The 23,424-nt window shown below is 60.1% G+C and carries 22 protein-coding genes, 2 tRNA genes and 1 pseudogene; 14 read left to right on the top strand and 11 right to left on the bottom strand.

What is annotated here, in order from left to right; genetic code table 11:
• Window positions 1-62: 62 nt before the first annotated feature.
• The 4 genes and pseudogenes from AD659_RS30595 to AD659_RS22495 form a co-directional block, all read left to right on the top strand.
• Window positions 63-971: pseudogene (locus tag AD659_RS30595) on the top strand (PAS domain-containing protein); the annotation flags it as partial.
• A gap of 108 nt (window positions 972-1,079) precedes the next feature.
• Entirely contained in the window at window positions 1,080-1,511 is a 432-nt protein-coding gene (locus AD659_RS30590) for a methyl-accepting chemotaxis protein (RefSeq protein WP_408003326.1), read from the top strand.
• A 90-nt stretch (window positions 1,512-1,601) separates the two neighbouring features.
• A complete protein-coding gene (locus tag AD659_RS22500; protein ID WP_053125219.1) occupies window positions 1,602-2,156 on the top strand; it encodes a DUF2975 domain-containing protein in 555 nt (184 codons plus the stop codon).
• Between the two features lie 7 nt (window positions 2,157-2,163).
• Window positions 2,164-2,397: a helix-turn-helix domain-containing protein gene (locus AD659_RS22495; RefSeq protein WP_053125217.1), complete on the top strand. Its 234-nt coding sequence runs from the start codon at window positions 2,164-2,166 to the stop codon at window positions 2,395-2,397.
• On the opposite strand, the gene ggt is transcribed toward AD659_RS22495, so the two are convergent.
• The 3 genes from ggt to AD659_RS22480 form a co-directional block, all read right to left on the bottom strand.
• Complete coding sequence (gene ggt / locus AD659_RS22490; RefSeq protein ID WP_053125216.1) at window positions 2,379-4,232, bottom strand: gamma-glutamyltransferase; 1,854 nt, start codon at window positions 4,230-4,232, stop codon at window positions 2,379-2,381. The genes AD659_RS22495 and ggt overlap by 19 nt on opposite strands.
• Before the next feature lie 193 nt (window positions 4,233-4,425).
• Window positions 4,426-4,502: transfer RNA gene (locus tag AD659_RS22485), tRNA-Met, on the bottom strand.
• A 103-nt stretch (window positions 4,503-4,605) separates the two neighbouring features.
• Entirely contained in the window at window positions 4,606-6,663 is a 2,058-nt protein-coding gene (locus AD659_RS22480) for a methyl-accepting chemotaxis protein (RefSeq protein ID WP_053125256.1), read from the bottom strand.
• A 331-nt stretch (window positions 6,664-6,994) separates the two neighbouring features.
• On the opposite strand from AD659_RS22480, the gene AD659_RS22475 reads away from it, so the two are divergent.
• From AD659_RS22475 to AD659_RS30275, 4 genes are all read left to right on the top strand, one after another.
• On the top strand, window positions 6,995-8,212 hold the full coding sequence (locus tag AD659_RS22475) for an MFS transporter (RefSeq protein WP_053125214.1): 1,218 nt from the start codon (window positions 6,995-6,997) through the stop codon (window positions 8,210-8,212).
• A 264-nt stretch (window positions 8,213-8,476) separates the two neighbouring features.
• Complete coding sequence (locus AD659_RS22470; protein WP_053125212.1) at window positions 8,477-8,920, top strand: DUF3592 domain-containing protein; 444 nt, start codon at window positions 8,477-8,479, stop codon at window positions 8,918-8,920.
• A gap of 4 nt (window positions 8,921-8,924) precedes the next feature.
• Complete coding sequence (locus AD659_RS22465) at window positions 8,925-9,512, top strand: hypothetical protein (protein ID WP_053125210.1); 588 nt, start codon at window positions 8,925-8,927, stop codon at window positions 9,510-9,512.
• Between the two features lie 71 nt (window positions 9,513-9,583).
• Complete coding sequence (locus AD659_RS30275; protein ID WP_082343600.1) at window positions 9,584-9,961, top strand: c-type cytochrome; 378 nt, start codon at window positions 9,584-9,586, stop codon at window positions 9,959-9,961.
• Window positions 9,962-10,844: 883 nt separating this feature from the next.
• Here the strand turns inward: AD659_RS30275 and ychF are convergent.
• From ychF to AD659_RS22425, 8 genes are all read right to left on the bottom strand, one after another.
• Window positions 10,845-11,945, bottom strand: coding sequence for a redox-regulated ATPase YchF (gene ychF / locus AD659_RS22460; protein WP_053125208.1), 1,101 nt, complete (start codon window positions 11,943-11,945; stop codon window positions 10,845-10,847).
• A gap of 22 nt (window positions 11,946-11,967) precedes the next feature.
• Window positions 11,968-12,552 carry an aminoacyl-tRNA hydrolase gene (gene pth / locus AD659_RS22455; RefSeq protein WP_053125207.1) on the bottom strand — a complete coding sequence of 195 codons (585 nt, stop codon included), beginning with the start codon at window positions 12,550-12,552 and terminating at the stop codon, window positions 11,968-11,970.
• A 166-nt stretch (window positions 12,553-12,718) separates the two neighbouring features.
• A complete protein-coding gene (locus AD659_RS22450; RefSeq protein ID WP_053125206.1) occupies window positions 12,719-13,321 on the bottom strand; it encodes a 50S ribosomal protein L25/general stress protein Ctc in 603 nt (200 codons plus the stop codon).
• A gap of 140 nt (window positions 13,322-13,461) precedes the next feature.
• Window positions 13,462-14,403: a ribose-phosphate pyrophosphokinase gene (locus AD659_RS22445; RefSeq protein ID WP_003171603.1), complete on the bottom strand. Its 942-nt coding sequence runs from the start codon at window positions 14,401-14,403 to the stop codon at window positions 13,462-13,464.
• 47 nt (window positions 14,404-14,450) lie between these two features.
• Window positions 14,451-14,525 (bottom strand) — tRNA-Gln (locus tag AD659_RS22440).
• Between the two features lie 37 nt (window positions 14,526-14,562).
• A complete protein-coding gene (ispE, locus tag AD659_RS22435; RefSeq protein WP_053125204.1) occupies window positions 14,563-15,414 on the bottom strand; it encodes a 4-(cytidine 5'-diphospho)-2-C-methyl-D-erythritol kinase in 852 nt (283 codons plus the stop codon).
• A 1-nt stretch (window position 15,415) separates the two neighbouring features.
• Window positions 15,416-16,033 carry a lipoprotein insertase outer membrane protein LolB gene (gene lolB, locus AD659_RS22430; protein ID WP_053125202.1) on the bottom strand — a complete coding sequence of 206 codons (618 nt, stop codon included), beginning with the start codon at window positions 16,031-16,033 and terminating at the stop codon, window positions 15,416-15,418.
• Window positions 16,034-16,037: 4 nt separating this feature from the next.
• The gene (locus tag AD659_RS22425; RefSeq protein WP_053125200.1) at window positions 16,038-17,762 is read right to left on the bottom strand and encodes a tetratricopeptide repeat protein; all 1,725 of its coding nucleotides are present in this window, start codon (window positions 17,760-17,762) and stop codon (window positions 16,038-16,040) included.
• 172 nt (window positions 17,763-17,934) lie between these two features.
• Between AD659_RS22425 and hemA the strand changes: the two genes are divergently transcribed.
• The 6 genes from hemA to AD659_RS22395 all read left to right on the top strand — a co-directional run bounded on the left by hemA (window position 17,935) and on the right by AD659_RS22395 (window position 23,314).
• Window positions 17,935-19,224, top strand: coding sequence for a glutamyl-tRNA reductase (gene hemA / locus AD659_RS22420; protein ID WP_053125199.1), 1,290 nt, complete (start codon window positions 17,935-17,937; stop codon window positions 19,222-19,224).
• Entirely contained in the window at window positions 19,221-20,303 is a 1,083-nt protein-coding gene (prfA, locus tag AD659_RS22415) for a peptide chain release factor 1 (protein WP_053125197.1), read from the top strand. Before hemA ends, prfA begins: the two co-directional genes overlap by 4 nt.
• A gap of 14 nt (window positions 20,304-20,317) precedes the next feature.
• Window positions 20,318-21,148 (top strand): peptide chain release factor N(5)-glutamine methyltransferase, encoded by an 831-nt coding sequence (gene prmC / locus AD659_RS22410; RefSeq protein WP_053125195.1) that lies wholly within the window; start codon window positions 20,318-20,320, stop codon window positions 21,146-21,148.
• The gene (locus AD659_RS22405; protein WP_053125254.1) at window positions 21,142-21,897 is read left to right on the top strand and encodes a molybdopterin-synthase adenylyltransferase MoeB; all 756 of its coding nucleotides are present in this window, start codon (window positions 21,142-21,144) and stop codon (window positions 21,895-21,897) included. The genes prmC and AD659_RS22405 overlap by 7 nt, the downstream gene beginning before the upstream one ends.
• Window positions 21,890-22,681 (top strand): glutamate racemase, encoded by a 792-nt coding sequence (gene murI / locus AD659_RS22400; protein ID WP_053125193.1) that lies wholly within the window; start codon window positions 21,890-21,892, stop codon window positions 22,679-22,681. The genes AD659_RS22405 and murI overlap by 8 nt, the downstream gene beginning before the upstream one ends.
• Window positions 22,682-22,795: 114 nt before the next feature.
• Window positions 22,796-23,314 (top strand): acyloxyacyl hydrolase, encoded by a 519-nt coding sequence (locus tag AD659_RS22395; protein ID WP_053125191.1) that lies wholly within the window; start codon window positions 22,796-22,798, stop codon window positions 23,312-23,314.
• Window positions 23,315-23,424: the final 110 nt, after the last annotated feature.

Below are 23,424 nucleotides of genomic sequence, written 5' to 3'. Positions count from 1 at the left end.
ATGGGCATTGATGGCGGCAAGGCTTCAAAGGTCAGGCGCAACAGTAGAACAATCCAGTGACCATGGGAGGCCTATCGGGTTCGAGGACACCCTGGAATATTTTCAATGGGGGCTCGCGGTGCTCTTTAGAAAAAAAATGCCGGGCCGATGGCAAGGGAACAGCCTATTCAATTCTTCTGCTGTCGGAGCTGCCCATGTTCAACAACCGCCTGAAGCAGGAGCTACTGGCTCTTCGCCAAGAACTGTCCAGCCTTGTGCAAGTCAAGGAAAGCCTGGATCGCGAAATGCTTGGCCTCACCCTGGATGCCGATGGACGGATTCAATCGGTCAATCAGAATTTCCTCGACGAGATGCGCTACAAGAGCCAGGACCTGATCGGCCGGGCTGTGGATGAGCTGGTTCCGGCGTATTTGAAATCCAATGAGTTCCAGGTTCGCTTCAAGTCGGCGCTGACCCGTGGCGAACACTTCTCCGGTGCCGTGCGCCTGCTGCGGGGCAATGGCCAGGAAGCCTGGCTGCGTTCGATCCTCCAGCCCGTACGGAGTGCTGACGGGCGGATCCGCTATTTTTCGATGTACTCCAATGACCTGACCCGCACCATCGAAGCTTCTCGCGAGCATGAAAACCTCATTGGCGCGCTGGTGCGTTCAACGGCGGTGATCGAGTTCGATCTGGGCGGCCATGTACTGACGGCCAATGATCGCTTCCTCAACGCCATGGGTTACAGCCTTGCGCAGATCAAGGGCAAGCACCACCGCATGTTTTGCGAGCCTGAGGAATACAACAGCGCGGCCTACGAGCAGTTCTGGAAACGTCTGAACAGCGGTGAGTTCGTGGCGGGCCGCTTCAAGCGTATCGACAGCAATGGCCGTGAGGTCTGGCTGGAAGCCTCCTATAACCCAGTACTGGATGCTAACGAACGACTGTACAAAGTGGTCAAGTTCGCCACCAACATCACTGACCAGGTCAACCAGGAAAAAGCCGTCGCCGAAGCGGCCAACATCGCCTACAGCACCTCATTGCAGACCGACAACAGCGCCCAGCGCGGCACAACTGTAGTGACCCAGGCCGTGGATGTGATGCGTGACCTGGCCCGGCACATGCAAACGGCCGGTGAGGGCATTGAGGCGTTGAACGAACAATCCCTGGTGATCGGTACCATCGTCAAGACCATCAGCGGCATCGCCGAACAGACCAACCTGCTGGCGCTCAACGCCGCGATCGAAGCGGCCCGGGCCGGTGAGCAAGGCCGGGGTTTTGCGGTGGTGGCCGATGAAGTGCGACAGCTGGCATCGCGTACCAGCCAGGCCACCGATGAAATCGTCGGTGTGGTCCGCCAGAACCAGGACATGGCCCGCAACGCCGTGGCATTGATGAGCGACGGCCAGCATCAGGCCGAGCACGGCCTGGCCCTGGCGGCCGAGGCGGGGACGGTGATCGTCGAGATTCAGGACGGGGCGAAGAAGGTCGTCGATGCTGTGAGTCAGTTCGCCAATCAGTTGTCCACTTAAAGCATTATTATCGTTTTTTACATATTAATTATTGTTTTGCGATAATTTAATGGCTATGTTCTGGGCTCCCTTACTTTATTGGAGCCTCACATGCATTCGAATCGTCTAGCCCTGTACAGCCAGCGGATGGCTGCCATAACCCTGGTTTTCATGGTCGCGATGATGGTCGTCAACGCCGTGGCCTGGCTGTACCCTGAAGCGGCCTCGCGATACGGCCTGGGGTTTGCCCTGACCGAGCGGCAGCTGTCGAGCCTGCCCGAAGGGGGCATGCAGTTGACGGGGTGGCAGTGCCTGGGGGCGATACTGCTTTCGAGCATTCCCTTGCTGGCCCTGGCGGTCGGGCTCACTAACTTGCGCAGGCTTTTCAAGCACTATGCCCAAGGGCAATACTTTTCCAACTCAGCAGCGGGGTACCTGGGGAATGCGGGGCGCGCGGTGGCGGTGTGGGTGCTGCTGGACTTTATCTGCGAACCGTTTCTGAGCCTGCTGGTGACGATCAATGCGCCGGTCGGCCAGCGATTGCTGACCTTCAGTATCACCGCGCCGTCTTTCGTCGCTTTATTTCTTGCCGCCTGTATTGCGATCATTGCCCGGATACTGTCCCAGGCCAGTGAAGTCGATTCAGAAAACAGAACGTTCGTTTGAGATCCTCATGCCCATTGTTATTCAACTCGATGTGATGCTGGCCATGCGCAAGGTCAAATCCAAGGACCTGGCTGCTGCAATCGGTATTACCGAGGCCAACCTTTCCCTGCTGAAACAAGGAAAGGTCAAGGGTATCCGCCTGGCAACCCTCGACGCCATTTGCAGCTACCTGCAATGCCAGCCGGCGGATCTGCTGGTCTATCAACCGCAGGACGAGTTCGATCAGTCGCCCAGTGCTTGACCTTCGCGCCTTGGATCAGCGCCGCCGGCCAGCGAGGTTTTTCCCTGAGCATCACGCACCCGGACAATCGCCTGGGTGCCGCTGTTCATGTCGATCTCGCTCACAGCGTGGCCCTTGTCTTTCAGCGCCTGGACCAGCGTTGGGCTGAACTGTCCCTTTTCCAGTTCGGTGGCGCCGTTGCGGCTGCCGAAGTTGGGGAGGTTGATGGCGGTTTGCGGGTCCAGATTCCAATCCAGCAGACCAATGATTGACTTGGCGACGTATTCGATGATTTGCGAGCCGCCGGGGGAGCCGACAGCAGCCAGCAGTCTGCCCTGATGATCGAAAATCAGCGTCGGCGCCATCGACGAGCGCGGGCGCTTGCCGGGTTCGACACGGTTGGCGACTTTTTGCCCGTTCTCTTCCGGGATGAACGAGAAATCGGTCATTTGGTTGTTGAGCATGAAACCCTGGACCATCAAGTGCGAGCCAAACGCCGACTCCACTGTGGTAGTCATGGACACAGCACCGCCCTGGTCATCTACCGCCACCACTTGCGAGGTGGAAATACGCAGGGGGGAACGGTCCGGGGCGTAGGCTACCTGGATGCCCGGTGGTGTGCCGGGCTTGGCGACACCCATGCTACGAGGGCCGATCAGGCTGGCTCGGCTGGCAAGGTAACCTCGATCGACCAGTCCTTTGAGTGGCACGGCTACAAAATTCGGGTCGGCGATGTATTGGGCGCGGTCGGCGTAGGCCAGGCGCTCGGCTTCGGCGATCAGGTGCACTGCTTCGGGGGAAGGTTCAATGCCGGCGGGTTTAGCGGTCTTGAGGGGTTTCAAGGGGGCGAGGGCCGCGTTGCTGTCGCGCTGTTCCAAGGCCTGCAACGTCCCGAGGATCTGTGCCACGGCAACCCCGCCCGAAGACGGTGGTGGCATGCCGCAGATTTGCCAGTGCTTGTAGTCGGTGCACAACGCGGGCCGTTCCCGTGCGGTGTAGTCCTGGAGGTCGTTCAACGAAAGGCTGCCGGGGTTGGCGTGACCCTGCACCTTGGCGACGATCTCCTCGGCAACCGGCCCTTTGTACAAAACATCGGGACCCTCGTTGGCGATGCGCTTGAGCACACCTGCCAATGCCGGGTTTTTCAGGACGGTGCCAACTGCCTTCGGGCTGCCATCGGCATTGAGAAAGTATGCCGCCATGTCGGGCGAGCCCGGCAACGACGGGTCGGACGCGATCAAGGCGTGCAGCCTGGGGGAGATCGCGAAGCCCTGCTCCGCCAGCGCGATGGCCGGCTCGAAGAGCCTCGCCCATTCGAGACGGCCATGTTTGCGATGGGCCAGTTCCAGTCCGCGCAATACCCCCGGTATACCCACGGAACGACCGCCGATCTGCGCGGCGGTAAACGGCATGGGTTGACCGTCGGCTTGCAGGAAAAGTCTCTCGGTGGCGCCGGCCGGTGCCGTTTCGCGACCGTCGTAGGTGCGCACGGCCTTGCCATCCCACAACACAATGAACGCACCGCCGCCAATGCCCGAAGATTGCGGCTCCACCAGGGTCAGCACGGCTTGCATCGCAATCGCCGCGTCGATGGCCGAACCGCCGCGCCGCAGCATCTCCCGACCGGCCTCGGCCGCCAGCGGATTGGCTGCGGCCGCCATGTGCTTGTCGGCGTAACGGGTCTGCACGTCGGTGCGGTAGCCGGACGTGATCTCCGGCGGGGAAGGCAACGCGGGTGTGGCGGTCGAGGAGGGCGGGGCCTTGCAGGCGATGAGTGTCAGGGTGACAGCCAGCAGCGAAACGGCTGACAGGCGATGAAGGTTCGATTTCAGATCGGTAAGCACGTGTCGCTCCATCCGTGGGCCTGGGGTATAGAGATCGACTGTAGCGATGCGAGGCGTGTGGCGCAAATCACCCTGGACTCGGGATTGCCTGAATGCTCGGGCTTGCTACCCTGAAATCGCGGGAGCGAACAAACCCTGAAAGCGTAGGTGCTTTTCTCAGGGCATAAAAAAACGGCCTATCTTTCGATAGGCCGTTTTTAGTACTTGGTGGCTACACAGGGACTTGAACCCCGGACCCCAGCATTATGAATGCTATGCTCTAACCAACTGAGCTATGTAGCCAAGTGGCGCGCATTATTCGCCGGTAACGAAGATGTGTCAAGCGTAAATCTGAAATATTTCTCTGCGCTTTCAACCGCTTAACAATCCTCGCTGCAAATCCCTGTCAGCCGAGCTGAAATCTCCCTGTGTTGGCACTCAAGGCCTGGCTTCCCTGGCTCAAGGTATCGGCCGCCACGTTCACGGCCCGTGCGCCTTCGAGCAAGCGCATGGCCGCCTGGTCGACCTGCTGGATATTGCCGCTGACCTCGTCGGCGGTGCTGGCTTGTTCATCCACGGCGGTGGCGATTTGCGCCAGGGTGTCGGTGACGCTTTGCACGGCGCTGGCAATTTCCCCCAGCCGTTCGCCCAGGCCGGTGACGGCTTGGGCGTCGGTCTGGGCTTGGCCGCAGGCGGCTTCCATCAGGCTGACGGCTTCGTTGACCGTGGCGCGCAGGCTGTCGACGGTGCCAGCGATCTGTTGTGTGGAGGATTGGGTGCGTTGCGACAGGCTGCGCACTTCATCGGCGACCACCGCGAAACCACGGCCCTGTTCCCCGGCGCGAGCCGCTTCGATGGCGGCATTGAGGGCCAGGAGATTGGTCTGCTCGGCCACGCCACGAATGGTATCGACCACCAGTTGGATCTGTTGCCCCTGTTCGCTGACCCGCCCCAGTGCGGCGGCGGTCTCGTTGAGTCGCTGGTTGAGCTGCTGGATGCTCGCCGTGGTGCGCTGGCTGTCGCGGCTGCTGTCGGCAGCGATGCGCCGGGTCTGCTGGGCACTATCGGAAGCTTGTTCACAGCTCTTCGCCACGCCTTGGGAGGTGGCGGCCAGTTGCGTCGCGGCGGCGGCGATCTGGCTGATCTGCATTTGCTGGGCCTCGACTTCTCCCAGGGCGCCGCTGGAGTGTGTGTTGAGGGTGCGCACGGCGTTGCTCAACTGCAACGTCTCGTGATCCACCCCAAGCAGGCTGTTGCGCAACTGCACCACGGCGACGTTGAGGGCGGTGCTGATGGCCGCCAGTTCATCGCGTCCTTGCACCGGCACTTGCAGGCTGAGATTGCCGTCGCGCAGGGCCTCGGCCAGCACGGTGATGCCGCTGGCGCTGCGTCGGATCGACGCTTGCAGGCACACAAAAAGATACAGCGCCGCCAGCAGCAGGCAGCCCAGCACCGTCGCTACCAGGATGAACTGGCGAATGGCCGAACTGTGGTAGTGGTCCAGCCGCGTATCCAACGCCACCAGCGACTGTTGCCGCAAGGTCGCCAGGTCGGCGAGGAGGGCATCCATATGTTTCTCGAAATCTTCCGGCTTCAGGTTGATGGCGCCGCCGAATACGCCGTCATCCAGTACTTTCAGGCCTGCATCCAAGTGCTTGAGGCTGCCTTGGAATTGTCCGGCCCAGGTTTGCAGATCGCTGGGCAGGCGGGTTTCCAACAAGGCTCCGGTCTTGACCAGTTGATCCCGGGCGTCGCCGATACGGCTGCGCAGGTCTCGCAGTTGCAGGCGACTCTGCAGCGTGAACTGGCCCGACACCACCGAGGCCTGGCCAACGCTGGCGAGGCGGCCGACCCGTTCGATCAGGTCCGGCGTCTGTTGGGTGGAGATCTGGGTCAGCAGATAAGTCTCCAGCCAGGAGGCGAGGGTCAGGCGATTGTCCATGACCATCTGCTCGCGCAACGATTGCAGGGCGCTGAGGGCCGCGGTGAAGCGGTCGTAGCCATCTGGCCACCAACCCACGCTGCCCAGGCTTTTCGAATCCAGACCGTTGAGGCTGGTTTGCAGGGTTTGATAGCGGGCGAGGGTATCGGCTTCGGCCCCTTCGGTTTGCAGCGTATTGGCCAGGTCACTGGCGGCCTGGTTGAGGGCCGGTTGCACGGCATCGTACGCCGCCATGGCCGCCAGCGTCGCGGGTGTCGGCTGCCGATTGGTTTCGGTGGCACGCCAGCGGGCAGCTCGGTTTCGCTGGGCAGTGAGCAGGTTGTCGAGATTATCCAGGGCCAGCAATTGGCGCACCCCGGCGCGCTCCCCGGAAACCAGGCTGAGTTTGTCGCGATAGTCCTGGCCGATGAGCCACAGGCTGCCCATGAGCGGCAGGATAAAAAGCAGGAACAGCAATTGGAATTTGCGGGCGAAGCCAAAATGCCCCAACAACCTGATTCCCGGTGATAAAAAAGCCTGCATGCCCATACTCCCCTGAACACCTTTGCACTGTTTTTGTGCGTTTCTACACAAGTGCTGAAACAGGTGCCCTTTTAAAAGGCCTCGAAAGTTTGTCCAAATCGGCTCGGTAGGCCAGCTCTGTAGCGAAACTTCCCATTCTCGGTCCCCTTTGTAAGGAGCCGCGTTGTAGGCCGTTAACAAGGCAAGATTCAGACCATGGCGTTGGGCTATCACCTTGGATTTCGACAATTTTTCAAGGTCGATAGCTAGCTAAGGGGATAGCCTTGTTGCACCGAAAAATGGCACATTGACGCACCTGCCCGTGTGCACCCTCTGTCGTATGGAAACTCCCATGGCTATCAGCAATACTCAGGCCGATATTCCGGCCGTTGCCGCCCCCGCGCAAAGCAGCCCATTGGTCATGCGCATCATCGGTGCCGTGGCGCTGGCGCACTTGATCAACGACTTGATCCAGGCGGTGCTGCCGTCGATTTATCCGATGCTCAAGGACAGCTATGGCCTGACCTTCACCCAGGTTGGCCTGATCACCCTGACGTTCCAGTTGACCGCATCTTTGCTACAGCCCTGGGTCGGTTATCACACCGATCGTCATCCCAAGCCCTGGTTGTTGCCGGCCGGGACGGTGTGCACGCTGATCGGCATTGTGATGATGGCCATGGTTGGCAATTTTGCCCTGATCCTGTTGGCGGCTGCGTTGATCGGTATCGGCTCGTCGACCTTTCACCCCGAAGCGTCCCGGGTGGCCCGACTGGCCTCGGGCGGCCGCTACGGGCTCGCGCAGTCGACGTTCCAGGTGGGCGGTAATGCCGGCTCAGCCTTCGGCCCGCTGCTGGCGGCTGCGATCATCATTCCCTACGGGCAAGGCAATGTGGCCTGGTTCGGGCTGTTCGCCCTGTTTGCGTTGTACGTGCTGTACCGCATCAGCCGCTGGTACGCCAACCACCTGAACCTGTTCAAGCTCAAGCAAGGCCAGGCGGCGACCCACGGCTTGTCCAAGGGGCGGGTCTTGAGTGCGCTGGTGGTGCTGGGGCTGCTGGTGTTTTCCAAGTATTTCTACATGGCCAGTTTTACCAGTTACTTCACGTTCTATCTGATCGAGAAGTTCGACCTCTCGGTGGCCTCTTCGCAGTTGCACCTGTTCCTGTTCCTTGGCGCGGTGGCGGCGGGGACCTTTTTTGGCGGGCCGATTGGCGACAGGATCGGGCGCAAGGCGGTGATCTGGTTCTCGATCCTCGGCGTGGCACCGTTCACCCTGATCCTGCCTCACGTTGACCTGTTGTGGACCAGCATCCTCAGCATGGTCATCGGCTTCGTCCTTGCCTCGGCGTTCTCGGCCATCGTCGTGTACGCCCAGGAACTGGTGCCGGGCAATGTCGGGATGATCGCCGGCGTGTTCTTCGGACTGATGTTCGGTTTCGGCGGGATTGGCGCCGCGTTGCTGGGGCACCTGGCGGACATCCGTGGTATCGAGTATGTGTACTGGCTGTGCTCGTTCCTGCCGTTGCTCGGGGTGTTGGCGATTTTCCTGCCGAGGACCCGAAAGGCTTGAGAAGGAAGAGGTCTGGCATTTAGGTGAGCTGAGTCACCGTTATCGCGAGCAAGCTCGCTCCCACAGGGTTCAGTGGTGTTTATGCGCTCGCGAACACCGAAAATCCATTGTGGTAGCGAGCTTGCTCGCGAAGACATCGGCACCTCCAACATCATTTCAAACGGGCCCAACACCGTCGCCCGCGTTCAAATCTAGCATTACGCCATAGCCCGGCTTTTTGTTATTCTCGCCGCCTTCTTTCATGGATGAATATCGGGACAACCCATGGCTAACGACACCCCGTCACGCATCGGGACGATACTGCTGGGCCTGCTTTTTGCCCTGATTGGCATTGGCTTGTTGGGCATTGCCGTCAACCTCACCCTCGACCGGCGCAACTTTCTCGCCCGGGCACAGACCGCCGATGGCATCGTCAGCCATTTGAATGCTGGTGGTTCGCATCCTGAAATCGCCTTCACCACCGTCAGTGGTGAAAAAATTTCCTATCCCCAGGGCGGCTTTATCTTCGGTTATCAGAAAGACCAGCCGGTGCGGGTGCATTACCTGCCCGAGCAGCCGGCTGGCAGCGCCATCGTCGACGCCCCGGCCGCACTCTGGGGCACCTCCGTAGTCTTGGGGGTTATCGGCCTGGTATTTACCCTCGTCGGCTTGCTAAAAACTTTCCGTCTGCGCGGCCGCGGTGCGGCTCATTCACATAAAGGACTTTGAACGTATGAGCTACAACATCCCACTCCCGGTCAATGAAAGTCGCTGGCAGTACCAGACCGCCAGCGGCGGAGGCCTGACCGTGGTCATGGTGGCGGGCAGTGGCGGCTCGATTATCCTGCGTTCACCCCAAGGCGAGGACGTCAGCTACCGCTATGGTGGTGTCGGCGTGGGTGTCGGGTTTGGCGCACGGCTGCCGCGCTTCGGCAAGATCAATATCCAGATCAAGGGCAAGGGTGTGGCTGCGGCCGGTGCGGCGGAGGCGTTTCCCAGCACCGGCAAGGTGTTCGTCAGCGATGCCCTGGCCAATCGCGACCTGACCAGCGACGACATCACTGGCCCTTGCATGTATACCGAAGTGGGTGTGGGCCTGGTGGTTGGCGGCTCGGCCACGGCCCTGCTGTTCGGGCTTGATCCCAAGTTGCTGGCGTTGTCGGTGGCGCTGAGTTCCAACCCGGCAACGTCGCTTATCGCTTCCACCACGGTCAACCGGCAACTGGCGCGCTCGGCCAAAGGCGCGGTGGTCATGGCCGGGGTGAACGCTGGCTTGCAGGCCGGTGGTGGTGCGGCGATCTACATGGGTTATCTGTTCTAGTAGGCGCGGGGGCGAGTTTGCTCCCGAGGGAATAGCGCCGATCTGATTTCTACAACAAGGCCGCGTGAATAGTGAGAAGGTTAGTCATTGCTTCGCTAGGGATTTTGTCGCTGATACAAACATCACTGTCCTTCGCGGAGAGTGCCAATGGGAAGAATATCTACTTGCAGCGATGTGTCATGTGCCATGGCGCGGACCTTAAGGGGACGGGGCCATTGGCTCATAAAAGCAATCCGCCTACGCCTGATCTTACGACTGCGGCTTTCAAGGAGCGTCTTAGGATTTATCCGGGGGTTATTGTGTCGTCGGTAATACTTCGGCCCAATGGAGACTTGATTCCCAGGACTTTGAAAGAGAATGGTGTGAAGTTGGTGCCGTTCGCTTGGGGGGTTAGGGATTTTCGCGATTTGAATCAATATATGAGTGGTGTGATTTTCAAAGGTCGGTGACTTTCGGGGCTTTTTTGCGTGTTGTTAAAGATCTTGTGTGTATATCCGTTATCTAGGTAACGGCTAATTATGGTTCCGCTCTTACAGCGGGTCACTTTTGAAGAGCGCAAAAGTAACCAAAACGCTCTTGCCCCACCACTCGGCACCTCGCCTAGGCTCGGTGTGCCCTCACTCCGGCATTGCTCCGTGGGCCGCCGCGAAGGGCCATCCATGGCCCAGCGCGGCTATCCCGGCATCCATGCCGGGATGCCCACTGCGCAATGCCTGCGTTCGGCCATCGTGGTTTAACGGGGCCTCCAGATCAAAAGCAAGAGCAAGAGCAAGAGCAAGAGCAACATGCCAGCATCTATTTGTCTGAGCCTCCGCTATCGCGAGCAAGCTCGCTCCCACACATAATCTTCTGCAGACACAAAACTCATGTACACCACAAAACTTGTGGGAGCGAGCTTGCTCGCGAAGAGGCCTGTACATTCAACAACTTCATTGGCTGTGATACCGCTTTCGCGAGCAGGCTCGCTCCCACAGGGGAAACTCGGTCCCACCAGAACCAGGTCGGCTATAAGGCCGCCTCGGGGAGGATGTTGATCTCGGACGCCCCGTTAACCACGATGGCTGAACGGAGGTGTTGTGGAGTGGGTATCCCGGCATGGATGCCGGGATAGCCGCGCTGGGCCATGGATGGCCCTTCGCGGCGGCCCACGGAGCAATGCCTTCGTTCAGGCATGCCGAGCCTAAGCGAGGCACCGAGTGGTGGGGCAGAAGCGTTTTGGTTACTTTTGACTGGGCCGGCTTCCGGGCTTCTCAAAAGTGACCCGCTGTAAGAGCGGAACCATAAGTAGCCGTTACCTAGATAACGGATATACACACCGCACTATGTGCAAACTCAGACGTTAAAGCGGAAGTGCATCACATCACCATCCTTGACGATGTATTCCTTACCTTCCAAACGCCATTTCCCCGCTTCCTTGGCCCCCGATTCGCCCTTGTACTGAATGAAATCCGCATAGGCGATAACTTCAGCGCGGATGAAGCCTTTTTCGAAGTCAGTGTGGATCACGCCGGCGGCTTGCGGTGCGGTGGCACCGACGCGGACGGTCCAGGCGCGGACTTCTTCGACACCGGCGGTGAAGTAGGTCTGCAGGTGAAGCATCTCGTAACCGGCGCGGATCACGCGGTTCAGGCCAGGCTCTTCCAGGCCCAGGGCCTCGAGGAACATGTCTTTCTCTTCACCGTCGTCCAGCTCCGCGATTTCCGCTTCGATCTTGTTGCAGACCGGAACGACCATGGCGCCTTCTTCTTCGGCGATGGCCTTGACCACGTCCAGGTGCGGGTTGTTCTCAAAACCGTCTTCAGCGACGTTGGCGATGTACATGACCGGTTTGGTGGTCAGCAGGTGGAAGCCCTTGATCACCAGCTTCTCGTCGGTGCTCATGTTCTTCATCAGGCTGCGCGCAGGCTTGCCTTCGGTGAAGTGGGCAATCAACTGCTCCAGCAGGCCTTTCTGGACGACGGCGTCCTTGTCGCCACCCTTGGCGTTGCGGGCGACTTTCTGCAGCTGTTTTTCGCAGCTGTCGAGGTCGGCGAAAATCAATTCCAGGTCGATGATTTCGATGTCGCGTTTCGGGTCGACGCTGTTGGAGACGTGAATTACGTTCTCGTCTTCGAAGCAGCGCACGACATGGGCGATGGCATCGGTTTCACGGATGTTGGCCAGGAACTTGTTACCCAGGCCTTCGCCTTTCGACGCGCCCGCCACCAGGCCTGCGATGTCGACGAATTCCATGGTGGTCGGCAGGATGCGCTTGGGGTTGACGATCGCCGCCAAGGCTTCCAGGCGTGGATCGGGCATCGGCACGATGCCGCTGTTCGGCTCGATGGTGCAGAAGGGGAAGTTCTCGGCCGCGATACCGGATTTGGTCAGGGCGTTGAACAGGGTGGACTTGCCGACGTTAGGCAGGCCGACGATGCCGCAATTGAATCCCATGGTGTTTCCCCTCGGATAAGTGTCAGGCCTTCTGGCTGTGCAGGTTTTTCATCGCACGGTTCCATTCACCGGCGAGGATATCCGGCAGCACGCCGAGGGCAAAGTCGATGCTGGCATCGAGTTTTTCCTGTTCGGCGCGAGGCGCACGACCCAGGACAAAGTTTGAAACCATACTGGCAACGCCCGGGTGGCCGATGCCGAGCCGCAGGCGGTGAAAGGTATTCTGATTACCCAATTGCGCGATGATGTCGCGCAACCCGTTGTGACCGCCATGGCCGCCGCCTTGCTTGAGCTTGGCAACGCCCGGAGGCAGGTCGAGTTCGTCGTGGGCCACCAGGATTTCTTCAGGCTTGATGCGGAAGAAACCGGCCAATGCCGCCACGGCCTGGCCGCTGCGGTTCATGTAGGTGGTGGGAATCAACAGGCGAACATCCTGGCCCAGGTGCGAGAAGCGCCCGGTCAGGCCGAAATACTTGCGATCGGCGGCCAGGCTGACGCCTTGGGCGTGCGCGATGCGCTCAACAAAAAGGGCCCCTGCGTTATGCCGGGTCTGTTCGTATTCAGTGCCTGGATTTCCCAAGCCAACGATCAGTTTAATGGCAGTCACGATAGGGGCCCTTCCTGGAGTGTGGATAACAATGTCGCAATCAGGCGGTGTTGCGACAGTGGACGAAAATGGCGGATTTACCGTTAAGTAAACTTCGCGTTCTCGCCCGCCGTCTCGCTACGTTCCAGTCCGCGATGTTTCCGGTCACTCCGGCGACAGAGTGAAATTACTCTGCAGCGCCTTCTTCAGTGGCTTCTGGAGCAACACGTGGAGCGTGGACGTTGGCAACAGCCTTGTCATCGCCGTGTGCCAGAGCAACAAACTCAACGCCTTTAGGGGCCTTGAGGTCGGACAGGTGAATGATCGTGCCGATTTCGGCGTCAGCCAGGTCGACTTCGATGAATTCAGGCAGGTCTTTCGGCAGGCAGGAAACTTCGATTTCCGAAGTCACGTGCGAGATCTCGCCGCCTTTCTTGACCGGAGCAGCTTCGTTGATGAAGTGCACTGGAACAACAGCAGTCAGCTTCTGACCAGCAACAACGCGGACGAAGTCAGCGTGCATCACGTGGCCTTTGGCCGGGTGACGCTGCAGGGCTTTGATCACGACGTTTTGCTTGGTGCCGCCAACGTTCAGCTCGATGATGTGGCTGTAGGCCGCTTCGTTTTCGAGCAGTTTGGCAACTTCTTTGGCCAGCATGCTGATGGACTCAGGGGCTTTGTCGCCACCGTAGACTACAGCTGGAACCAGGCTTGCGAGACGACGCAGGCGGCGGCTCGCACCTTTCCCCAGGTCGGAACGCACTTCAGCATTCAGAGTAAAATCGTTCATGTTGTATCTCCAAAATAGCCATTTCCGAATGACGTCTGCGACCGACGCCAAAGCGGTATGGGCAAAAAAGCCCCGCCCCAACATGAGTGTTGGGGCGGGGCGCTTTTCGTCAACGAGACCTTCTGGAAAGGGCAGGGCCCTTAACGGAACATCGCGCTGATCGATTCTTCGTTGCTGATGCGGCGAACCGCTTCGGCAACTACCGGTGCGATATCCAGTTGGCGGATACGCGCACAGGCTTGTGCGGCAGCGGACAGCGGGATGGTGTTGGTCACCACCAGCTCGTCCAGCACGGAATTTTCAATGTTTTCGATCGCTCGACCCGACAGCACAGGGTGTGTGCAGTAGGCGAAGACCTTGGCTGCGCCATGCTCTTTCAGGGCCTTGGCCGCGTGGCACAGGGTGCCGGCGGTATCGACCATGTCATCGACCAGGATACAGGTGCGCCCTTCGACGTCGCCGATGATATGCATCACTTCGGAGTGATTGGCTTTCTCACGGCGTTTGTCGATGATACCCAGATCCACGCCCAGGGATTTGGCGACAGCCCGTGCACGCACGACGCCGCCAATGTCCGGGGACACGATCATCAGGTTTTCGAAGCGCTGATCTTCAATATCATCCACCAGGACCGGGGAGCCGTAGATGTTATCCACGGGAATATCGAAGAAGCCCTGAATCTGGTCAGCATGCAGATCAACCGTGAGAACACGGTCGATGCCGACTACGGTCAGCATATCAGCCACGACTTTCGCGCTGATCGCCACACGTGCGGAACGCGGACGGCGATCCTGACGGGCATAACCAAAGTAAGGAATAACAGCAGTGATACGAGTAGCCGAGGAACGGCGGAAGGCATCAGCCATCACGACGAGTTCCATCAGGTTATCGTTGGTCGGAGCGCAAGTCGGCTGAATAATGAAGACGTCTTTACCGCGAACGTTTTCATTGATCTCGGCAGTGATTTCGCCGTCGGAGAACTTACCGACAGAAATGTCACCGAGAGGGATATGCAGCTGACGTACGACACGCCGAGCCAGATCGGGGTTAGCGTTCCCCGTAAAGACCATCATCTTGGACACGCGCAGTACCTGAAGGCTGAGGGTATACCTGGATGAGTATAGGAAAATGGCAGGGGCGGCTGGATTCGAACCAACGCATGGCAGGATCAAAACCTGCTGCCTTACCGCTTGGCGACGCCCCTGTATCTGTTGCTGCGAGTGCCCAGCACTCGATTCCGTTTAGAGCAGGTCTTGCAGCTTGCGATGCAACATCGAAACGTTGCTTCCTTTTGCTACAAACCCTGTAAGGGTCTCTGTCAGAAGGGCCGAGACTTTATCAGCTTCAGCTTTGCTTGGGAAGCCCCCAAACACACAACTTCCAGTTCCGGTGAGTTTTGCTTCGGTAAATTTACCTAACAAATTCAAAGCGTTACGAACATCTGGATAACGCCTTGCTACCACCGGTAAGCAGTCATTTCGACTGTTTCCCTTGGGAACGGGGCGCACTTTAATGGGAGGAGAGTTACGTGTCAACAGTGGATCTGAAAAAATTTCTGCTGTACTTACAGATACTTGCGGCACCAGCACCAAGTACCAAGGTTCCTCGGGTTCCACCGGGGTGAGTTTTTCCCCGACGCCCTCGGCGAAAGCGGCGTGGCCATGCACGAAAACCGGCACGTCGGCGCCCAGCGAAAGGCCCAGGGCCGCGAGGCGATCCATGTCCCAGCCAAGTTGCCAGAGATGATTGAGGCCCAGCAGCGTGGTCGCCGCATTCGAGCTGCCGCCACCGATGCCGCCGCCCATGGGCAGGATTTTTTCGATCCAGATATCGATGCCCAGCGTACAGCCGGATTGTGCCTGGAGCTTTTTCGCTGCCTTGACGATCAGGTTGCTATCGTGGGGGACGCCTTCGAATTCGGTGTGCAGGCGAATCACGCCGTCGTCGCGCACGGCAAAGGTGATCTCGTCGCCGTAGTCCAGGAACTGAAAAATCGTCTGCAACTCGTGGTAGCCGTCCGGGCGACGTCCGAGGATGTGCAGCATCAGGTTGAGCTTGGCCGGGGAGGGCAGGGTCAGGCGGGCAGCGGTCATCTCATTGCCCCAGCTTGCGCGGCTGCCATTGCTTGATCACCAGCGTGACGTCGAGGTTGCTGCCGTGCAACTTGATGCGTTCGGGCAGCCAGTAGCCGTTCTGCAGGGCATAGCTGAGGTATTCGATCTGCCAGTCATCCTGTTCCAGGTTGGACAGGCGGCTGTCGGCGTCGAGGGTCAGGCGACTTTTGCTGTCCGGTGCCGGCAGCCCGCGAACCCACCAGGTCAGGTGGGATACCGGCAGTTTCCAGCCCAGTTGTTCTTCCAGCAGCGCTTCGGGCGTGGGTGCCTCGTAGCGCCCCTGGTTGGCGACTTCCAGCGAAACCTGGCCTGGCCGGCCGGTCAATCGGGCCGCACCGCGACCCAGCGGGCCCGAGAGGCGAATGTCGTAGTAGTCCTGGCGTTGCAGCCAGAACAGTGTGCCACTGCCCGAGTCTTTCGGGGCGCGGATGCCGATCTTGCCGTCGATCTGCCAGCCGTCCAGGCCGCTCAGTTGTTGCTTGTGCTCGCGCCACTGGGCCTGGTTGCCCTGTCCCTGGACGGATTCACGGGCGCCGAAGCCCGCGCAACCGGCGAGCAGGGCAATGAAGCTGAAAACGATGAGATGGCGCAAAAACATAATCTTAAAGAGTCTCGGATCCGGTCAGTCGTTTGATGGTGCTGCGCAGGATAGGGCTGTCGGGCTGATCCTTGAGGAATCGGCTCCAGATCTGCCGGGCTTCGCGTTGTTTGCCGTTGGCCCACAGGACCTCGCCCAGGTGAGCGGCGACTTCCTGGTCGGGAAAGCGCTCCAGGGCCTGGCGCAACAGGCGTTCGGCTTCGTCGAGATTGCCCAGGCGGTAATTCACCCAGCCAAGGCTGTCGAGTACCGCCGGGTCTTCCGGATTGATCTGGTGGGCCTGTTCGATCAGCAGTTTGGCTTCGTCATAGCGGGTGGTGCGATCCGACAAGGTGTAGCCCAAGGCGTTGAGGGCCATGGCGTTGTCCGGGTCACGCTGGATGATGAGGCGCAGGTCTTTTTCCATCTGGGCCAGGTCATTGCGTTTTTCCGCCAGCATGGCGCGGGTATACAACAGGTTCAGATCGTCCGGGTATTGCTTCAAGGCTTGTTGCAGCACGCTCCAGGCCTTGTCGCCCTGATTGTTGGCCGACAGGGTTTCGGCTTCGATCAGGTACAGCTGGATCCCGTAGTCGGGCTGGGAATCACGTTGTACGGCGAGGCGGCTCTGGGCATCGGCGGTCTTGCCGTTGCTGATCAGGATATCGGCCTGGCGCAACTGTGCCGGCAGATAGTCGTTGCCCGGGCCGACCTGGGCGTACTCGATCAGCGCGCTCTCGGGGTCGTTGCGTTCCTCGGCGATGCGACCCAGGTTCAGGTGGGCGGAGTCGACATGGCTTTCCCGGGCGATCAGGTCTTCCAGGTAACCCTTGGCCTCTTCCCAGGCCTTGGCTTCCAGGCAGACCAGCGCCAGGGAATAACGCAACTCGTCGTCTTCCGGGTATTGCTGGACCAGGCTGGAGAACTCCACCTTGGCGTCGTCCATGCGGTTGTTTTCCACCAGCATGCGGGCGTAGGTGAGGCGCAGGCGTTTGTCGTCCGGGTATTTCTTGATGCTTTTTTCCAGCAGCGGCAGGGCTTCGTCGCCACGGTTCAAGCCTTGCAGCAGGCGTGCCCGCAGGAGGATCGGCGCCACTTCGCCGGCTTCCGGCGGGTTGTCTTCCAGCAGGGTAAGGGCACCCTGGGTGTCACCGTCCTGTTGCAACAGCAGGGCCTTGCCGAAAATCAGCTGGCCGTTGTTCGGGTGGCGCTGCAACAGGCGATCGAAGCTTTTCATCAGGCCGTTGCGGGTTTCCTGGTCGGTGTCGGCGGCGGACAGCGCGAGGAAATCGAAATGGGTGTCGCCCTTGCCCAGCAGGACTTTCTCCATATACACCATGGAGTCGTCGTAGCGTCCGGCTCGGGCCAGTTGCACGGCGGCGGCGCGCTGCGCTTCGAGATCGTCCGGGGCATTCCTGGCCCAGATCAGCGCGGTGTCCAATGCAGGCTGGTCGGCGCCCAGGTATTCGGCAATGCGAAACGCCCGCTCGGAGATGCCCGGGTCCTGGGTGTTGATGGCCTGGGTCACGTAGTTGTCCAGCGCAATGTCGAAACGATTGCGCTGGCCTGCCAGTTCGGCGCTCAACAGGCTGAAGATGGTTTCTTCGCTGAACGAGCCGTAGACCTTGGGTTTTTCAGGGGTCTGCACGCTGTCTTCGACTGGCGGGGTACCGTCCGTCGAAACGGGAGCCATGGACTGGCAGCCGCTGAGCAAGGCAAGGGCGAGGAGCAACGCGGAAGATCTATTCATATAGGAAGAGGACGACTAACCTGCGGTCGGATCATCATGACACAAGCCTTAGGTCAAACATAACCGCCCCGTCGATTTACCCTCCAGGGCCGGGCGATAGAGATCGAGTGGTTGTTCTGGATCTGACGAAGTAGGACAATTGCCGGCTTCACGTCACCATCAGCGACCTTGAATGGCCTTCCTTGCACTCGGTATTAACCACAAGACTGCTTCAGTAGACGTCCGCGAGCGCGTGGCCTTTACGCCTGAGCAGCTGGTTGAGGCCTTGCAGCAGCTCTGCCGACTCACCGACAGCCGCGAAGCTGCGATCCTCTCCACCTGCAATCGCAGCGAGCTTTATATAGAACAGGATCACGTTTCAGCTGATTCAGTCCTGCGCTGGCTGGCCGAATATCACAACTTGAGCCTTGAAGAGCTGCGCGCCAGTGCCTATGTGCACGAAGACGATGCGGCCGTTCGTCACATGATGCGCGTCGCCTCGGGGCTCGACTCGCTGGTGCTGGGCGAGCCGCAGATTCTCGGCCAGATGAAATCGGCCTACGCCGTGGCCCGCGAGGCCGGTACTGTCGGCCCGCTGCTGGGGCGCCTGTTCCAGGCGACGTTCAACGCCGCCAAGCAGGTGCGCACCGACACCGCCATCGGCGAGAACCCGGTGTCCGTGGCGTTCGCTGCTGTCAGCCTGGCGAAACAGATTTTCAGTGACTTGCAACGCAGCCAGGCGCTGCTGATCGGTGCCGGCGAGACCATCACCCTGGTCGCCCGTCACCTCCACGATCTGGGTGTGAAGCGCATTGTCGTCGCCAACCGGACCCTGGAACGGGCCAGTACCCTGGCCGAACAGTTCGGCGCCCATGCGGTGCTGCTGTCGGACATTCCCGCCGAGCTGGTGCACAGCGACATCGTCATCAGTTCCACCGCCAGCCAGTTGCCGATCCTCGGCAAGGGCGCCGTGGAAAGTGCCCTGAAGCTGCGCAAGCACAAGCCGATTTTCATGGTGGACATTGCCGTTCCCCGGGACATCGAGCCGGAAGTCGGCGAGCTGGACGACGTTTACCTCTACAGCGTCGACGACTTGCACGAGGTGGTCGCCGAGAACCTCAAGAGCCGGCAGGGCGCGGCCCAGGCGGCGGAAGAGATGATCAGCGTCGGCGCCGACGACTTCATGGTGCGCCTGCGTGAGTTGGCGGCGGTGGATGTGCTCAAGGCGTATCGCCAACAGAGCGAGCGCCTGCGCGACGAGGAGCTGCAAAAGGCCCAGCGCCTGCTGGCCAACGGCGGCAGTGCCGAAGAGGTGCTGGTGCAATTGGCCCGCGGCTTGACCAACAAATTGCTCCACGCCCCCAGTGTCCAGCTCAAGAAGCTGACCGCCGAGGGCCGCCTCGATGCGCTGGCCATGGCCCAGGAACTCTTTGCCCTCGGTGAGGGCTCACCGGATAGCTTTTCGGATAAAAAACCGCAATGAAAGCGTCACTGCTCAACAAACTGGACATCCTCCAGGACCGTTTCGAAGAATTGACCGCCTTGCTGGGCGATGGCGAAGTCATTTCCGACCAGAACAAATTCCGCACCTACTCCAAGGAGTACGCGGAGGTCGAGCCGATTGTCGCCACTTATAAACAGCTGCTTAAAGTGCAGGGCGATCTCGAAGGCGCCCAGGCGCTGCTCAAGGACAGCGACCCGGACATGCGCGAAATGGCCGTGGAGGAAGTCCGCGAAGCCAAGGAGCAACTGGTTGAACTGGAAAGCAGCCTGCAACGCATGCTGCTGCCCAAGGACCCGAATGACGGGCGCAACGTGTTCCTTGAAATCCGTGCCGGCACCGGTGGCGACGAGGCGGCGATTTTTTCTGGCGACCTGTTCCGCATGTATTCGCGTTATGCCGAGCGTCGCGGTTGGCGGGTGGAGATCCTCTCGGAGAACGAGGGCGAACACGGCGGCTATAAAGAAGTCATCGCCCGGGTCGAAGGCGATAATGTCTACGGCAAGCTGAAGTTCGAATCCGGCGCCCACCGCGTACAACGCGTGCCGGCCACCGAGTCTCAGGGACGCATCCACACCTCGGCCTGCACCGTGGCGGTATTGCCCGAGCCGGACGAGCAGGAAGCCATCGAGATCAACCCGGCGGACCTGCGGGTCGACACTTATCGTTCCTCCGGCGCGGGCGGCCAGCACGTCAACAAGACCGACTCGGCGATCCGCATCACGCACTTGCCCTCGGGCATCGTGGTCGAATGCCAGGAAGAGCGTTCCCAGCACAAGAATCGCGCGCGGGCCATGGCCTGGTTGTCGGCCAAGCTCAACGACCAGCAGACCAGCGCCGCCGCCAATGCCATCGCCAGCGAACGCAAATTGCTGGTGGGCTCGGGGGACCGTTCCGAGCGGATCCGTACCTACAACTTCGCCCAGGGCCGGGTCACCGACCATCGCGTCAACCTGACCCTGTATTCCCTGGACGAAATCCTTGCCGGTGGTGTCGATGCGGTGATCGAGCCGTTGCTGGCCGAATACCAGGCCGACCAGTTGGCGGCGATTGGCGAATAAGCACAGGTGAATCAATGACCATCATCGCCAGTCTGTTACGCGCCGCCGAGCTGCCGGATTCGCCTACGCCACGGCTGGACGCCGAGTTGTTGCTGGCCGCAGCGTTGGGCAAGTCCCGCAGCTTCCTGCACACGTGGCCCGAGCGGATCGTGCCCAGCGAGGCGGCATTGCTGTTCTCCGAATACCTGCGGCGACGTCGTTCCGGCGAGCCGGTGGCCTATATCCTCGGGCAACAAGGTTTCTGGAAACTCGACCTGGAAGTGGCGCCCCATACGTTGATCCCGCGTCCCGACACCGAGCTGCTGGTGGAAACCGCACTGGCCTTGCTGCCAGCGACACCGTCCCGGGTCCTGGACCTGGGCACCGGCAGTGGCGCGATTGCCCTGGCATTGGCCAGTGAGCGCCCGGCCTGGAAGGTCACGGCGGTGGATCGGGTGCTGGAGGCCGTTGCCTTGGCCGAGCGCAATCGCCAGCGCCTGGACCTGCGCAACGTCACGGTGTTGAGCAGCCACTGGTTCAGCGCTTTGGAAGGCGAGCGTTTCCAGTTGATCATCAGCAACCCGCCGTACATCGCGGCCAGCGATCCGCACCTGGCTGAGGGCGACGTGCGTTTCGAGCCGGCCAGTGCCTTGGTGGCCGGGCCGGACGGGCTCGATGACCTGCGCCAGATCGTGGCCCAGGCCCCGGCGCACCTCGATCCGGGTGGCTGGCTGATGCTCGAGCACGGGTACGATCAGGCCGAGGCGGTGCGCGATTTGCTAAGCGCCCAAGGTTTCACTGAAGTCCACAGTCGCAAGGACCTGGGCAATCATGAACGCATCAGCCTGGGGTGCCTGCCGTGCTGAACGATCAGGAGCTGTTGCGCTACAGCCGGCAGATTCTGTTGCAACACGTCGACATCGACGGCCAGTTGCGTCTCAAGCAAAGCCGCGTGTTGATTATCGGCCTCGGCGGGCTCGGCGCTCCGGTGGCGTTGTACCTGGCCGCTGCTGGGGTGGGTGAGATGCACCTGGCGGACTTCGACAGTGTCGACCTGACCAACCTGCAACGCCAGATCATTCACGACACCGACAGCGTCGGCCTGAGCAAGGTCGATTCGGCGATGCGGCGCCTGGGGGCAATCAACCCCGAGGTTCGGCTGGTGCCTCACCGGTCGGCCATGGACGAAGACAGCCTGGCCGCAGCGGTCGCGGCGGTGGATCTGGTGCTCGACTGCTCGGACAATTTCTCGACCCGCGAAGCGGTAAACGCGGCCTGTGTCGCGGCGGGCAAACCGTTGGTCAGCGGCGCGGCGATTCGCCTGGAAGGGCAGTTGTCGGTGTTCGATCCGCGTCGCCCTGAAAGCCCTTGTTATCACTGCCTCTACGGTCACGGCAGCGAAGCCGAGCTGACCTGTAGCGAAGCCGGTGTGATCGGGCCGCTGGTGGGCTTGGTGGGCAGCCTGCAAGCCCTTGAAGCCTTGAAGTTGCTGGCCGGTTTCGGTGAGCCGCTGGTGGGCCGTTTGCTGTTGATCGATGCCCTGGGGACGCGTTTCCGTGAGCTGCGGGTCAAGCGTGACCCCGGTTGCAGTGTCTGCGGTGGCCAACATGAGTGAAGCGCCGGTTGGTGTGCTCGACTCGGGTGTCGGCGGGCTGTCGGTGCTGGGGGAGATCCGCCGGCTGCTGCCCAATGAATCGCTGTTGTACGTGGCTGACTGTGGGCATATTCCCTACGGCGAGAAGACCCCGGAATACATCCGACAGCGCTGTGCGATCATTGCCGACTTTCTCCTGGGGCAGGGCGCCAAGGCCCTGGTCGTGGCCTGCAACACTGCAACGGTCGCTGCTGTCGCCGACCTGCGCCGTGATTTCCCCCACTGGCCCATCGTTGGCATGGAGCCGGCGGTCAAGCCGGCGGCTGCCGCGACTCGCAGCGGTATCGTCGGCGTATTGGCCACCACCGGCACCTTGCAAAGCGCCAAGTTCGCCGCTTTGCTCGACCGTTTCGCCACCGATGTGCGAGTGATCACGCAACCATGTCCGGGGTTGGTGGAACTGATCGAAACGGGTGACCTGCAAAGCCCGGCCCTGTATCAACTGTTGCAACAGTATATCGAGCCCTTGCTGGCGGCCGGCTGCGATACGCTGATCCTGGGTTGCACGCACTATCCGTTCCTCAAGCCATTGCTCGCGCGGATGATTCCTGAGCACATCAGCCTCATCGACACCGGTGCCGCGGTGGCCCGGCAAACTCAGCGCCTGTTGATTGAACGTGGGCTGTTGGCGCAGGGACCTGCCGGTGAAACGCACTTCTGGACGAGCGCAGATCCGACACATCTAAGAAAAATCCTACCAACGCTATGGCATTCGTCTGGCGTTGTGCGAAGCTTCGATCTGTAAAAAAAACGTGAAAAAGATGTAATTCCTGCTGAACTTCTGTTTTAGCGCGGATTTCTATAGGTTTGAGTGTTTGTAACAAAATCTACTAAGTCTGTTCGGAAAAGGATGTTTCTAATGAAGCGCTTATTCTGCTTTGCCGCGTTTGCGGCTGCGTTGATGGGGCACACTTATACTGCGCAGGCAGCGGGTGTGGAATTTGGGGTTGGCCAGACCAGCGACTCGACCATGACCTATCGCCTGGGCATGCAATTCGACTGGGACAAGAGTTGGCTGCAAAGCGATGTCGGTCGCCTGACTGGCTACTGGAGCGGCGCCTATACCTACTGGGATGGGGACGAGGCATCCAGCAATCACAGCCTGTCGTTCTCGCCCGTTTTTGTGTATGAATTTTCCGGTCAGAACGTGAAGCCTTACATCGAGGCAGGTATCGGTGTGGCGTTGTTCGCCAATACCCAAGTAGAAGACAACAAGCTCGGCACGGCCTTCCAGTTCGAAGATCGTATCGGATTCGGCCTGCGCTTCAATGGCGGACATGAAGTGGGCATTCGCGCCACTCATTACTCCAACGCCGGCATCAAGTCGACCAACGACGGTGTGGAAAGCTACGCGCTGCACTACACGATGCCGCTGTAAAGCTCGAACCCTTGGCAATGTTGCTCACTTAAGGGTTGTTTGATTCATTGTGGCGAGGGAGCTTGCTCCCGCTGGCTGCGCAGCAGCCTATTTTATGAGCGCTTCGCACT

Origin of the sequence: Pseudomonas thivervalensis (genome assembly GCF_001269655.1) — a bacterium.
Classification (GTDB): Bacteria; Pseudomonadota; Gammaproteobacteria; order Pseudomonadales; family Pseudomonadaceae; genus Aquipseudomonas; species Aquipseudomonas thivervalensis.
The sequence above is the reverse complement of the archived record's forward strand: the minus strand, read 5'-3'. Positions and strand labels throughout refer to the sequence as shown.

Excerpts from the sequence above, each read along its gene's own strand:
- AD659_RS30590 (WP_408003326.1), top strand. The coding sequence starts at position 1,080 with ATGCGTGACCTGGCCCGGCACATGCAAACGGCCGGTGAGGGCATTGAG.
- AD659_RS22500 (WP_053125219.1), top strand. The coding sequence starts at position 1,602 with ATGCATTCGAATCGTCTAGCCCTGTACAGCCAGCGGATGGCTGCCATA.
- AD659_RS22495 (WP_053125217.1), top strand. The coding sequence starts at position 2,164 with ATGCCCATTGTTATTCAACTCGATGTGATGCTGGCCATGCGCAAGGTC.
- ggt (WP_053125216.1), bottom strand. The coding sequence starts at position 4,232 with ATGGAGCGACACGTGCTTACCGATCTGAAATCGAACCTTCATCGCCTG.
- AD659_RS22480 (WP_053125256.1), bottom strand. The coding sequence starts at position 6,663 with ATGCAGGCTTTTTTATCACCGGGAATCAGGTTGTTGGGGCATTTTGGC.
- AD659_RS22475 (WP_053125214.1), top strand. The coding sequence starts at position 6,995 with ATGGCTATCAGCAATACTCAGGCCGATATTCCGGCCGTTGCCGCCCCC.
- AD659_RS22470 (WP_053125212.1), top strand. The coding sequence starts at position 8,477 with ATGGCTAACGACACCCCGTCACGCATCGGGACGATACTGCTGGGCCTG.
- AD659_RS22465 (WP_053125210.1), top strand. The coding sequence starts at position 8,925 with ATGAGCTACAACATCCCACTCCCGGTCAATGAAAGTCGCTGGCAGTAC.
- ychF (WP_053125208.1), bottom strand. The coding sequence starts at position 11,945 with ATGGGATTCAATTGCGGCATCGTCGGCCTGCCTAACGTCGGCAAGTCC.
- AD659_RS22450 (WP_053125206.1), bottom strand. The coding sequence starts at position 13,321 with ATGAACGATTTTACTCTGAATGCTGAAGTGCGTTCCGACCTGGGGAAA.
- ispE (WP_053125204.1), bottom strand. The coding sequence starts at position 15,414 with ATGACCGCTGCCCGCCTGACCCTGCCCTCCCCGGCCAAGCTCAACCTG.
- lolB (WP_053125202.1), bottom strand. The coding sequence starts at position 16,033 with ATGTTTTTGCGCCATCTCATCGTTTTCAGCTTCATTGCCCTGCTCGCC.
- AD659_RS22425 (WP_053125200.1), bottom strand. The coding sequence starts at position 17,762 with ATGAATAGATCTTCCGCGTTGCTCCTCGCCCTTGCCTTGCTCAGCGGC.
- hemA (WP_053125199.1), top strand. The coding sequence starts at position 17,935 with ATGGCCTTCCTTGCACTCGGTATTAACCACAAGACTGCTTCAGTAGAC.
- prfA (WP_053125197.1), top strand. The coding sequence starts at position 19,221 with ATGAAAGCGTCACTGCTCAACAAACTGGACATCCTCCAGGACCGTTTC.
- prmC (WP_053125195.1), top strand. The coding sequence starts at position 20,318 with ATGACCATCATCGCCAGTCTGTTACGCGCCGCCGAGCTGCCGGATTCG.
- murI (WP_053125193.1), top strand. The coding sequence starts at position 21,890 with ATGAGTGAAGCGCCGGTTGGTGTGCTCGACTCGGGTGTCGGCGGGCTG.
- AD659_RS22395 (WP_053125191.1), top strand. The coding sequence starts at position 22,796 with ATGAAGCGCTTATTCTGCTTTGCCGCGTTTGCGGCTGCGTTGATGGGG.